We start from the raw sequence: 12064 nt of genomic DNA on the forward strand, positions 1-12064 counted from the left end.
CTCCCCCAAATGGGCATCCCGGTCACTCCGGGTGCCGTCGCGCAGGGTGCCGACCGCACCGCGCGCGGCCACGCCTGCCTGCGCAGACGTTCGCGTCCGTCGGCCGGACGTGGTCCAGGACTCACCCACCGACCACCCACCGTAGCCGCGCACCGCGGGCCCGACGGGCTCTAACCTGGTCACCATGAGTGACGATGACCGGTCCCCGCGACCCGCCGACGACCCCGATCTCATCGAACTCGCCACCCGCCTCTTCGGCTACGCCCGCGCTGGCGACACCGCCGCCCTGGGCGCCTACCTCGACGCGGGCGTCCCCGCCGACCTCACCAACGACAAGGGCGACAGCCTCATCATGCTCGCCGCCTACCACGGCCACGCCGCAACGGTGGCCCGCCTGTGCGCGAGCGGCGCCGACGCCGACCGCCTCAATGACCGCGGGCAGTCCCCGCTGGCCGGAGCGGTCTTCAAGGGCGAGGACGATGTCGTGGCGGTCCTGCTGGACCACGGCGCCGACCCGGCGGCCGGAACCCCCTCGGCGATCGAGACCGCCCACATGTTCCACAAGACCCACTACCTGCGCCGCTTCTCCGCAGAATGACCCTGGGACCGGTTCTTCGGATCGTTCCGCGCTCGCGGCCACTGTGCCTGCTCCGCAGGCGCCGCATGCCGGCACAGCGGGGGCCTCGACGCCGTCTCTCTGTGCCTCGCGCGCGAACAGCGGCCTTCGCGGACCATCATGCGCCACCACGCCCGGACGGCCGCTCGTAGGTCCGAAAGCATCCAACACCCACGGCCCGGCCCTGCCCCCGGCCTGTGCGCCGCCGGACCGCCCCTCATCGCCATCCCCGCCGGTGCCGCGCGGGCGGGAGGCGGCGCGCTGTGACTCGGTGGCGGGTGGCTAAGCTCGCCCCCATGGCCCACATCCCATCATCGGCTCTCGCCGTGCGCATCAATGTCCGCGACTGACGGCGGCGGGCGGCACCGGGCCTCAGGGCTCGTGTTCGCCTGCGCCTCCGCGCTGGCCTTCGGTGGCTCGGGACCCTTCGCCCGCCCCCTCATCGACGCCGGGGTCGACCCCCTCCACGTCACCTGGCTCCGTGTCACCGGGGCGGCGCTGATCCTGCTCCCGGTGGCCATCCGCCACCGGCGCGTCCTGCGCACCCACCCCTGGCTCCTGCTCGCCTACGGCGTCTTCCCCATGGCCGGGGTCCAGGCGTTCTACTTCGCCTCGATCTCCCGCATCCCCGTGGGTGTGGCGCTGCTCATCGAGTTCCTCGGCCCCGTGCTCGTCCTGGGCTGGATCCGGGTCGTGCGCCGACAGCCGGTCTCGCGCGGCGCCACACTCGGCGTGATCCTTGCCGTCGCCGGGCTCGCCTGCCTCGTGGAGGTCTGGGCCGGCGTCCGACTCGACGCGCTGGGGCTCGCCCTGGCCCTGGGCGCAGCGGCCTGCCAGGCCGGGTACTTCCTCCTGGGCGATGCCGCGGGCGACCGGGTCGACCCCCTGGCGGTGATCTCCTACGGGGCGATCATCGCCGCCGCCCTGATCACCGTCATCGCCGCGCCCTGGAACCTGCCCTGGCACCTGCTGGCGGGCGAGGTGGAGATCGCGGGGCAGACCACCTCGGCGCTGGTGTCGGTGGCCTGGCTGGCCGTGGTCGCCACGGCCGTCGCCTACGGGCTCGGTGTCGTGGCGATCCGCAGGCTCTCTCCCGCGGTCGCCGGCGCGGTGGCCTACCTGGAGGTCGTCACGGCGATCGTGCTGGCGTGGCTGATGCTGGGCGAGGCGCTGAGCGTGCCGCAGATGATCGGCGCCGCGATCGTGGTCGCCGGGGCGTTCATCGCCCAGACCTCGGTCCCCGCCGCCGCCCCCGGCGGCGACCCCGCCCCGGTCTCCGGCACCGGGCCGTCAGCGCGCACCGGCGCCTGACCGCCCCCGCGCCGAACGCACGCGGGGCCGGGCGGTCCACGCCGCCCGGCCCCGCACACGCCCCGGCTCAGCCGGCGTCGACCGGGCGCTCGCTGACCGGGCTGCGGCCCAGCACCCGGCGCAGCTCATAGGCGATGAGGACCACCGCCACCGCCCCCAGCGTGGTCAGCAGCGGCCCCCGCTGCTCGGGGATGACCGCCATCGCCACCGCGACGGCGGCCAGGCCCACCAGCGTCGCCCAGCTCACGTAGGGGAACCCCCACATGCGGAACGTCAGCCGCCCGGGCTCCTCGCGGCGCAGCCGCCGCCCCATCACCAGGTGCGAGGCCATGATGGTCAGGAACAGCACCAGCAGGATCGCGCCGATCGAGGCGACCAGGAATGGGAACACCGTGTCGGGCCACAGGTAGTTGCCCAGCACCGACGCATAGCCCACCACCGTGCCCAGCAGGATCGAACGGGTGGGCACCCCGCGCCGGCCCACCTTCGCCAGCGCCCGCGGCGCGTCGCCCTGGAGGGTGAGCACGTGCAGCATCCGCGACGACGTGTAGATCGCCGCGTTGAGCACGCTCATCACCGCCACGAACACCACGATCTCCATGATCAGCGGCGCATAGGGCACCCCCACGGTGTCCATCACCGCCACGAACGGGCTGGCCACCACGTCGGCGGTGTTCCACGGCAGCACCGCCACCACCACCAGGATCGAGGCGATGTAGAACAGCGCGATCCGCCACAGCACGTTGGTGGTGGCCCGCGCCACCCCCCGCTCCGGCTCGTCGCTCTCGCCGGCCGCGATCGTCACGATCTCCACCCCGCCGAACGAGAACAGCACCACCACGACGGCGGCGAACACCGACACCCACCCGTTGGGGGCGAACCCGCCGTGGGCCCACAGGTTGTCGAGGGTCGCCCCCTCGCCGCCGGGCCACGCCCCGAACGCGTAGAGGACCCCCAGGACCAGGAACGCGACGATCGTGCCCACCTTGATCAGGGAGAACACGGTCTCGGTCTCGCCGAACACCCGCACCGATACGAGGTTGGCCGCCGTCATCACCACCACCAGCAGCAGCGACAGCAGCCACCCGGGGGCGTCGGGCACCCACGACGACAGGATCGCCGCCCCGGCCACGGCCTCGGCCGCCACCAGCACGCTGTAGAGCCACCAGTAGAGCCAGCCGATGGCGAAGCCCGCGCGCGGGCCCAGCGCCATGCGGGCGTAGTCGGAGAAGGAGCCGGCGGCGGGGCGGGCCACGACCATCTCGCCCAGCGCGCGCAGGGTGAGCAGGACCAGCGCACCGGCCACGGCATAGGAGACGACGGCGGCCGGGCCGGCCGCGGAGATGACGGCACCGGAGCCGATGAACAGCCCGGCACCGACCGATCCGCCGATGGCGATCATCGCCATGTGCCGGCGCCGCAGGCCGTGCGCCAGCCGCGTCGTAACGGGAGAAGAGTTGGGAACCGCCCCATCGGGCGGCATATCGTGCGAGGTCACGCCCACCGAGGATAGACGGTCCCCCCACCCCCGCGTCCGCCGGCCGTAGGTGTCCGGCATAAGCTGAATTCCGGGTTTTCGCACGTCATGGACGGGGGTTGGGCGGTGGCCGAGGGAACGCGAGCCGAGACGACGGCGGCCGAGGTGCTGGCCGAACTCGCCGAGCTGGAGGACCCGAAGGTACGCAGGGTCAACGAGAAGCACGGAGACGACCACGGTGTGAACCTGGGCAAGCTGCGCGCGCTCGCCAAGCGGCTGAAGACGCAGCCTGAACTCGCCCGCCGGCTCTGGGAGACCGGTGACACCGCGGCGCGGCTGGTGGCGATCCTGATCTGCCGCCCCAAGGCGTTCGAGCGCGACGAGCTGGACGCCATGCTGCGCGCGGCGCGCGTACCCAAGGTGCACGACTGGCTCGTCAACTACGTGGTGAAGAAGAGCGCGCACGCCGAGGAACTGCGCACCGCGTGGTCCGCCGACCCGGACCCGGTGGTCGCCAGCGCGGGGTGGGCGCTGACCGCCGAACGCGTGGCGAAGAAGCCCGAGGGCCTCGACCTCACCGGGCTGCTCGACGTCGTCGAGGCGGAGATGAGGGACGCCCCGGACCGTCTCCAGTGGGCGATGAACAACTGCCTGGCGCAGATCGGGATCGAGCACGCCGAACACCGCGGCCGCGCGATCGACATCGGTGAGCGCCTGGAGGTGCTCAAGGACTACCCGACGCCCCCGGGCTGCACGTCCCCGTTCGCCCCCATCTGGATCATGGAGCTGGTGCGCCGACGCGAGGGGGAGTAGAGGGGGTCTTGTCCACAGACCGCACCGCTCGCCCGCGCGCACGGGGACGTCCTGCCTATCCTGGAGGGCGACGCTTCAGGAAGGCGGGCCCATGCCACCAGACGCCACCCCCGAGCCGTTCGACGACCTCCCCTTCGGTCGGCGGCTCAAGCTGCTGCGGACACGGCGCGGACTGACCCGCGACTCCTTCGGCGGCCTGGTCGGCAAATCCGCCTCATGGGTCAAGTCCGTGGAGTCGGGACGCCTGGCCACGCCCAAGCTCTCCATCCTCCTGCGGATCGCCGAAATCCTGCGGGTCCGCGATCTCGCGCAGTTCACCGGAGACCAGTCGGTCGCGGTGGACCTGTTCACCGGCCCCGGGCACCCGCGGCTGCCCGCCGTGCGCGCCTCGATCAACGGCCTCCCGGCGCTCACCGCCAGGCAGGCGCCCCCGGTCGCGCACCTGCGTGCGCGACTCGACCGGGCATGGCGGGCCCGCCACTCCTCTCCCCACCACCGCGAGGCGCTGGGCCGCCTGCTCCCGGACCTGATCACCGACGCCCAGCTCGCCGCCCGCCAGGCCGAGCCGCGCGCCCAGCGCCGCGCCGCGCAAGCCGTCCTCGCCGAGGTCTACGCCCTCAGCCAGTTCTTCATCGCCTACCAGCCCGCCGCCGACCTGCTGTGGCGGGTCGCCGAACGCGGCATGGTCGCCGCCCAGGACTCCGGGGACGTCCACGCCATCGGCGTCTCCTCCTGGCTGATGGCCCAGGCCCACCGCGACGCGGGCGACTGGGACGCCGCCGACGCCGTCACCACCCAGACCGCGGCCGCGTTGGAGCCGCACGTCGCCGATGCCGGAACCCCGGCACGTGCGATGTGGGGTGCGCTCGCCTTCGAGTCCGCCTACACGGCCGCGCGCCGCGGGGAGACCGGGGTCGCCTGGGGGTACTGGGACACCGCGAACGCCGTCGCCGACCGCCTGCCCACGGCCTACTACCATCCGGTCACCTCGTTCTCGCAGGCGATCATGGGGGCGCACGCCGTCACGGTCGCCGTGGAGCTCAGGGCCGGCGGGGAGTCGGTGCGGCAGTCCGAGCGCGCCCCCGCCGGAGCGATCCCGTCCCGGCCCCGCCGCGCCCGCCATGAGATCGAGCAGGCCCGCGCCTACCACCTTGACGCCCGCCCTGAGGAGGCCATGAGCCTGCTCGAGCAGGCCCAGAAGGCCGCTCCGGAGACCATCCGTTACAACGGCTACGCGCGCCGCATCCTCGCCGAGGAGATGGACTCCCGCGACGCATCGCGACGGCACCGCGCGAGCGCGCTGTCCCACAAGATGGAGCTGCTCGCCTCCTGAGACGAGGGGGCACAGTTTGTGCCCTCCGAAGCGTGGCCGTGTATTTACCGTGCGTGCATGGACACGAACACCGACGAGTCCGAGATGCAGCGGCTCGCCACCGACTACGCGCGGGAGTGGCGGGTACGGCGCTCCTACGGCCCCGACGGCAAGCCTCGCGGATGGGTGGCGACCCGGCTCGTCGACGACGACCTCGCTCCCACCGTGTGCGCCGACACCCTCGCCGGGCTGGAGGAGCAGATGCGCTGCCCCGGCCCCCGCTACGGGCGCCACCTGTCCTCGGCGCAGCGTGCCGCGCTGCTGCGTGAACTCGCCGACCCGGCGGTGCCCATGCGGCCGCTGCCGACGGGACCAACGGACCCGGTCGACGAGGACGGCATCCCCGTCTCCTGGCACCACGCAGGCCCCCAGACCTGAGACCCGAGACCGGCCATCGGGACCCGCGGCCTGCGGACAACCGGCCCGACGTGGTCCGGGTAGGACGCCGGGATCGGGATAGTAGGCCCGCGTGGATCCGATGCTCGCGCGCGCCGTCGATGAGTTCCCCACCGGGGAGCACTGGCGCTATGAGCCCAAGTGGGACGGGTTCCGGTGCATCGCGTCCCGGGACCTGCGGACCTCGCTGTCGGCCAAGTCCGGTGCCCGGCTCGACGGGCACTTCCCCGAGCTCCACGAGGCCGTGCGCCTGGCGGCCCCGCCCGACACGACGATCGACGGCGAGATCGTGCGCTGGTCCGGCGAGAAGCTCGACTTCGACGCGCTCCTGCGCCGCAACTCCGCTTCCACCGGGCGGGCCAAGCACCTGGCCGAAGAGGAACCCTGCCACCTCATCGTCTTCGACCTGCTACGCGAGAAGGGCGCGGACCTGACACGGCGTCCGCTCTCCTACCGCCGCGAGCGGCTGGAGGAGATGTTCGCGTGGATCGTGGAACCCCTGCTGATGCTCGGCTGGCAGACGAGCAGCGCTGACGAGGCCATGCAGTGGTACGAGGAGATGGCGGGCATCGGCGTCGAGGGCCTGGTCGTCAAGGACGAGCGCAGGGTCTACCGGGCCGGCCGGCGCGACTGGCTCAAGTTCAAGCGCCGGGTGACCACGGAGGCGATCGTGGGCGGCGCCGTACCCCGGCCCGACGAGCCGCGGATGCTGGTGCTGGGGCGCTACGACGACGCGGGGGAGCTGCGGGTGGCCGGGCAGACCGTGGAGCTCACCCCGGCCCAGCGCGACGAGATCGCGCCGCTGCTCCAGCGGGCGGGCGACGACCACCCCTGGCCGGCCACCCTCGCACCGGCGCGGGGCGGCCGGGAGCGCCTGGAGTACCGGCGCGTCGAGCCAACCGTCGTGGTCGAGATCCAGCCCGACACCTCGACCACGGGGGTCCGCTGGCGCAACCCCGTGCGACTCACACGCGCCCGCCCCGACCTGCGCCCGGCCGAGGTCCCCCGCGGCCTGGACCTGGAGACCTGACCGGCCCGTGGCCGCCGGGCCTCCGGCGCGCACGACGCAGCGCTATACCGTCCCCTCCACGAAGGGCCGCAGCGCCTCGCGCAGTTGCGTCTCATCGACCGTCAGCACGATGGAGTCGGGGCCCAGCCGTGTCCTGAGGTAGCCGTCCGGGCACCCTCCCTCGGTGCCGGCCAGCGTGAACGCGCCCACCCGGTCCCCGGTGCGCGCCTCGCGGACGTGGAAGGTGTGGACCGCCTCCACCAGGGGGACTCCGACTCCGTGGAAGTCGCCGCGGAAGCACCTGCCGACCTCGTCGGCGGCCCGCACATAGCGGCAGACCGCCAATTGCACCACCGCGGGGTCGGGTTCGTCCCCCGACTCCGCCGAAGGGGATGCCAGCCACCCATGCGGGATCTCGGCCGCCGGGGAGGCCTCGTTCTTCCCGAGCCCCATCTTGTCGAAGCGCACCGGATGGGGTCCCGGGCCGCTGTAGGGCGGGGCGACATCGGTGTGGCGGGTGGGGCCGACCGCAGGATCGCCGGGGGACTCCGGGCACGGCGAGTAGGGCAGGCCCGTCAGTTCGTCGACGACCGTGCACCCGGTGAGGAGCACCACCGCTGCGGCGACCGGGAGCGTCGCCCACCGCAGAAACCAGGGGCCCACGACGCGCCTCCCGCCGTATGACGACCGCGGTCGCCCCCGAGTTTACGCACCACCGCGCTCATGGGGCATGAGCGATGACCTTCCGTGACCCGCATGTGGCTCTGTCGATCAGGCGACGGCAGTCGCGCGCCGCCAGGCACGGGTTCGCGGGTCGGCGCAGGCCGGCCTCGCCAGGCATGGGAGTAGACGAGCAACGGAACCCCGACGGCTTCGTTGTTCAGTTGTCGGTGGGACGGGGGTGGGTGGTCAGGCCGGGCAGGACCAGGGCCAGCCAGCGTGCCCGGGCGGCGGGTGAGCGGTCGGTCGGGATCGAGGAGAAGAGCAGGTAGAGGTCGCTGACGGTGACGTCGGGGTGGATGTCGCCGTCGGCCTGCCCGGCCTGGATGATTCGGGCGAGTGCCGCGCCGCTGCGGTCTTCGGCGCTGGTGTCGCCGAGATCGGCGCCGAGGGCGCGGGCGGCGGCTTTGGCGGCGTGGTTGCTGGCGGTGGACTCGATGACACGGGCGAGGAACCCGGTGATCTCCTCCAGCGCGCGGGCGCCTGAGTTGACGCGTTCGCAGGCGGCCTCGGCGTCCTCGGCGACCCGTGCGACGTATTCGGCGATGATGGCGGCGACCAGGTCGGTCTTGTTGGGGAAGTGCCGGTAGAGGGTCCCCACCGCAACTCCTGCCGTGGCGGCGATCTCGTCCATGCCGGCATCGGGCCCGTGCAGCGTGATCTGCTCACGCGCGGCGGCGATGATCTTCTTCCGGTTGCGGACCGCATCGGCGCGGGGCGGGCGGGTGTCGGACATGCCGGTCCTCCTCCGGTGGGCGAGTGTCGGCTTGCGCGAACATGAACCAGAGTTCATTATAAATGGTGAACCGTGGTTCATCTTATGTGAGGACACGACACCACATGACCGACACCACCGCCCTCGTCACCGGCGCCTCCTCCGGCATCGGCGAGGCCACCGCCCGCAAACTGCACGCGCTCGGCTACACCGTCTACGGCGCCGCCCGCCGCACCGGCCGCCTGGAGCAACTGGCGCATGACGGCATCCGGCCGCTGGCCATGGACGTCACCGACGAGCAGTCCACGCAGGCCGGGATCGACCACATCATCGCCGAGACCGGCCGGATCGACGTGCTGGTCAACAACGCCGGCTACGGCTCCTACGGCGCCATCGAGGACGTGCCCCAGGACGAGGCCCGCCGCCAGTTCGACGTCAACGTGTTCGGCGCCCTGCGCCTGGCCCAGCTCGTGCTGCCGCACATGCGCGCCCAGCACAGCGGAAGGATCATCAACATCTCCTCCATGGGCGGCAGGCTCCACACGCCCCTGGGCGGCTGGTACCACGGCACCAAGTTCGCCCTGGAAGCCCTCAGCGACTGCCTGCGCCTGGAAGTCGCGCCCTTCGGCATCGACGTGGTCGTGATCGAACCGGGCGGGATCGCGACCGAGTGGGGCTCCATCGCCGCCGACCACCTGAAGACGACCTCCGGCAGCGGCCCCTACGCCGACCAAGCCGACGCGGTGGCCTCCTCACTCGGCTCCGAGGCCACCGCGCGGCGCAGTTCCCCGCCTACGGTGATCGCCGACGCGATCGCCAGGGCCGCCACCGCCCGCCGGCCCCGGACCCGCTACGCCGTCGGCTTCGGCGCCAAGCCCCTGATCACGCTGCGCGGCATCCTGCCCGACCGCGCCTTCGACACGGTGATCAAGCGCGCCACCGGCATCCGCGCCTGAACCGCCCCGTCCCCCACGCCAGACCTCGGGCAGGGCCGACCATCGCGGCTTCGGTCCCCAGCACGATCAGCAGGTGGGACTTGCCGGTCCACGAGTCACCCATCAGGCAGAGCGGGCTGCCCTCTCGCGTCGACCAGCTCGGATGCGTGCAGCAGGACCTGGACCCTGCCCTCATCGCGTTCTTCGCAGGGCGACGGGGCCACCGGCGAGGAACCCGGGCCCGGCCGATACGGGGCCCGGCCGCGCGGCCCGGAGGGTCAGCCGCGTTCGCGGTGGATGCCGCGGGCGGCCGTTCCCGATGTGGTGGGCGGCGTCGCGGTGCGGGCCGCGGGGGCCGGTGCGCTCTCGACGTCCTCGGGCTCGCCCTGGGCGGGCAGGCGCAGTGTGGCCTGGGCCTCGTCCTGGGAGAGGACTCCGGCCAGCACCGCCGCCTTCAGCTCCTCGCGGGCGCGCAGGAAGTGCTGGCGGGGGCGGCCCGGCGGCCGGGTCAGCCGCTCCTGGCGCCACAGCGGCTTGAGCGCCAGATAGGCCTGGGCATCGGTGACCCGCCCACTGTCGAGTGCCGCCACCAGTTCCTCACACGCGTCCACGTCCAACGTCCCCTCGCACAGCCCTGCGCCCCGGGCGTCGTCAGTGCCCGCGCCCGCGCACGGTCCCCCTGAACACCGCCCACGTCAGGCCGTGGCGCGGCTAAATGATCTCCCGAACCTTAGCGCCCCTCACGGGTGGTCGAGCCCGCTTTCACCGAATCGCGGGCCAACGGTGGCCCATCCGTCACAATCGGACACCCGGCCGCCCGTCCCGCGGCCGGGTGAGAGGGCGCCCCGACCTGGCGCGGCGGCGGTCGACGCGCGCCGGCCATCGGACCGAGGGAGGGGAGAGGGGACGCCGGCGTGACGCGCAACAGCGGCGGCGCTCAGACCCCTGAGAGGATGCGGTCCAGCGCCTCGACCATCTCGGGTCCCGCCTCCTCCGAGGCGACGGGCGTGAACGGCGGCTCCGGGGCGTACTCGATGAACAGCTGGATCGCCCGCGCGGTCTCCAGCCCCCACAGCCGCTCCGCCAGGGTGAGCCCCATGTCGATCCCCGCCGACACCCCCGCGGCGGTGATGACGTCGCCGTCGACCACCACCCGGTCGGTGCTCACCTGGGCGCCCAGCCCGCCCAGGACGTCGCGCGCGCCCCAGTGGGTGGTGGCGGGGCGCCCCGTGAGGATTCCGGCCTTGGCCAGCAGCGTCGATCCGGTGCACACCGAGGTCGTCCAGGCAGCCGAGGGGTGGGCGGCGGCCAGCCAGTCCACGAGCTCGGTCTCCTCCTCCAGGGCGCGGGCGTAGCCCCCGCCCCCGGGGACGACGATCACGTCCGGGCGGGGCAGGTCGGAGAAGGCCGCGGTCGCCGTCACCTGGAACCCGGTGTCAGTGGCCAGCGGCCCGGGGCGGGTCGCCAGGTAGTGGCAGGTGACCTCGGGGTGGTGGGCGAGGACCTCGTGGGGGCCGGTCATGTCGAGCAGGGTCATGCCCGGGTACAGGGCGAAGGCGATGTCCATGGCGGATCCGTTCCGTTGTGGTCGTCGTGGTCGTCGGTCAGGCCGGGCGGGCGGTCGCGTCCGCCTGCGGGCGCGCGGCACCGCTCACGGCGGGGGAGGGGAGGGCGTGGAGGAGTGGAACCGGTCGCGGTAGGCGCCGGGCGGAACCCCGATCTCGCGCAGGAACGCGCGCCGCATCGTCTCGCCGGTGCCGAACCCGCACCTGCGCGCCACCTCCTCGACGCCGTCGGCGCCCGACTCCAGAAGGACCCGGGCCGCCTGCACCCGGGCGCGCTCGACATAGCGCCCCGGAGGCATGCCCACCTCGCGGGTGAAACGGCGGGCGAAGTGCCGCTCGCTCATCGCGGCCCGCCGCGCCAGCGCCGGCACGGTCAGGTCGCCGGCCGGGGCGGCGTCGATGTGGTCCAGTACCGCGCGCAGCGCCCCGTCGCCGACGCGCCGGGCCTGGGTCCAGGCGCTGAACTGCGACTGGCCCCCGGGGCGGCGCAGGAACACCACGAGCCACTTGCCGGCCATGCGCGCGACGTCGGCGCCGTGGTCGTCCTCGACCAGGGCGAGGGCCAGGTCGGTGCCGGCGCTGACCCCGGCGGAGGTCACCACGGGGCCGTCGCGGACGAAGATGGCGTCGGGGTCGACCCGCACCTCGGGGTGGGCTTGGGAGAGCTGCGGGCACAGCGCCCAGTGGGTGGTGGCCCGGCGGCCCTCCAGCAGCCCGGCCGCGGCCAGGATGAAGGACCCGGTGCACACCGAGGCGACGCGGTGCGCGCCCGCCGCCAGCCGGCGCAGGTGGTGCAGCAGGGCGGTGTCGCCGACGGCGTCCATGTAGCCCCAGCCGCCGGCCACCAGCAGGGTGTGCGGGGGAGTGGTGAGGGCGGCGAGGTCGGTGTCCACGCCCACGCGCACCCGCGAGGTGGTGGTGATGTCGCCCCCGCCCAGGGAGGCGATGCGCAGGCGGTAGCCCCCGCCCGTGAGCTGGCCGGCCGCGTCGAACACGTCGACGGGGCCGGCCATGTCGAGGAGCTGGACACCGTCGTAGACGACGATGACCACCTCGCGCGTCGCGCCGTTGGCCTCCATGCGGCAAGTATCGGAGCGGCGGTGGAGCGGCGGCAATGACGTGCACCCCACGGATC

The 12064-nt window shown here is 73.3% G+C and carries 13 protein-coding genes; 7 read left to right on the top strand and 6 right to left on the bottom strand.

The window, feature by feature from the left end:
* The first annotated feature begins 184 nt into the window (after nucleotides 1-184).
* Entirely contained in the window at nucleotides 185-598 is a 414-nt protein-coding gene (locus ACFOVU_RS16465) for an ankyrin repeat domain-containing protein (RefSeq protein ID WP_378534561.1), read from the top strand.
* A gap of 354 nt (nucleotides 599-952) precedes the next feature.
* The gene (locus ACFOVU_RS16470) at nucleotides 953-1927 is read left to right on the top strand and encodes an EamA family transporter (protein ID WP_378534563.1); all 975 of its coding nucleotides are present in this window, start codon (nucleotides 953-955) and stop codon (nucleotides 1925-1927) included.
* Between the two features lie 67 nt (nucleotides 1928-1994).
* On the opposite strand, the gene ACFOVU_RS16475 is transcribed toward ACFOVU_RS16470, so the two are convergent.
* Nucleotides 1995-3335 carry an amino acid permease gene (locus ACFOVU_RS16475; RefSeq protein WP_378534909.1) on the bottom strand — a complete coding sequence of 447 codons (1341 nt, stop codon included), beginning with the start codon at nucleotides 3333-3335 and terminating at the stop codon, nucleotides 1995-1997.
* Nucleotides 3336-3530: 195 nt separating this feature from the next.
* Between ACFOVU_RS16475 and ACFOVU_RS16480 the strand changes: the two genes are divergently transcribed.
* From ACFOVU_RS16480 to ACFOVU_RS16495, 4 genes are all read left to right on the top strand, one after another.
* A complete protein-coding gene (locus tag ACFOVU_RS16480; protein ID WP_378534565.1) occupies nucleotides 3531-4217 on the top strand; it encodes a DNA alkylation repair protein in 687 nt (228 codons plus the stop codon).
* Nucleotides 4218-4308: 91 nt separating this feature from the next.
* On the top strand, nucleotides 4309-5550 hold the full coding sequence (locus tag ACFOVU_RS16485) for a helix-turn-helix domain-containing protein (RefSeq protein WP_378534566.1): 1242 nt from the start codon (nucleotides 4309-4311) through the stop codon (nucleotides 5548-5550).
* Between the two features lie 57 nt (nucleotides 5551-5607).
* Nucleotides 5608-5967, top strand: a complete 360-nt coding sequence (locus tag ACFOVU_RS16490; protein WP_378534568.1) for a hypothetical protein — start codon at nucleotides 5608-5610, stop codon at nucleotides 5965-5967.
* A gap of 100 nt (nucleotides 5968-6067) precedes the next feature.
* Nucleotides 6068-7015 carry an ATP-dependent DNA ligase gene (locus ACFOVU_RS16495; RefSeq protein ID WP_378534911.1) on the top strand — a complete coding sequence of 316 codons (948 nt, stop codon included), beginning with the start codon at nucleotides 6068-6070 and terminating at the stop codon, nucleotides 7013-7015.
* Between the two features lie 42 nt (nucleotides 7016-7057).
* Here ACFOVU_RS16495 and ACFOVU_RS16500 read toward each other — a convergent pair whose 3' ends face one another.
* Both ACFOVU_RS16500 and ACFOVU_RS16505 read right to left on the bottom strand, forming a co-directional pair.
* Complete coding sequence (locus ACFOVU_RS16500; RefSeq protein ID WP_378534570.1) at nucleotides 7058-7657, bottom strand: hypothetical protein; 600 nt, start codon at nucleotides 7655-7657, stop codon at nucleotides 7058-7060.
* Nucleotides 7658-7874: 217 nt separating this feature from the next.
* Nucleotides 7875-8450, bottom strand: a complete 576-nt coding sequence (locus ACFOVU_RS16505; protein ID WP_378534572.1) for a TetR/AcrR family transcriptional regulator — start codon at nucleotides 8448-8450, stop codon at nucleotides 7875-7877.
* Nucleotides 8451-8554: 104 nt separating this feature from the next.
* Here ACFOVU_RS16505 and ACFOVU_RS16510 point away from each other — a divergent pair, with 104 nt between their 5' ends.
* Nucleotides 8555-9385, top strand: a complete 831-nt coding sequence (locus ACFOVU_RS16510) for an oxidoreductase (RefSeq protein WP_378534574.1) — start codon at nucleotides 8555-8557, stop codon at nucleotides 9383-9385.
* Between the two features lie 257 nt (nucleotides 9386-9642).
* On the opposite strand, the gene ACFOVU_RS16515 is transcribed toward ACFOVU_RS16510, so the two are convergent.
* The 3 genes from ACFOVU_RS16515 to ACFOVU_RS16525 all read right to left on the bottom strand — a co-directional run bounded on the left by ACFOVU_RS16515 (nucleotide 9643) and on the right by ACFOVU_RS16525 (nucleotide 12008).
* Nucleotides 9643-9975: a hypothetical protein gene (locus ACFOVU_RS16515; protein WP_378534576.1), complete on the bottom strand. Its 333-nt coding sequence runs from the start codon at nucleotides 9973-9975 to the stop codon at nucleotides 9643-9645.
* A gap of 326 nt (nucleotides 9976-10301) precedes the next feature.
* Nucleotides 10302-10931 carry a DJ-1/PfpI family protein gene (locus ACFOVU_RS16520; protein WP_378534578.1) on the bottom strand — a complete coding sequence of 210 codons (630 nt, stop codon included), beginning with the start codon at nucleotides 10929-10931 and terminating at the stop codon, nucleotides 10302-10304.
* A gap of 84 nt (nucleotides 10932-11015) precedes the next feature.
* Nucleotides 11016-12008: a GlxA family transcriptional regulator gene (locus ACFOVU_RS16525; protein WP_378534580.1), complete on the bottom strand. Its 993-nt coding sequence runs from the start codon at nucleotides 12006-12008 to the stop codon at nucleotides 11016-11018.
* Nucleotides 12009-12064 lie beyond the last annotated feature (56 nt).

It is taken from the genome of Nocardiopsis sediminis (genome assembly GCF_042650565.1).
Lineage (GTDB): Bacteria > Actinomycetota > Actinomycetes > Streptosporangiales > Streptosporangiaceae > Nocardiopsis_B > Nocardiopsis_B sediminis.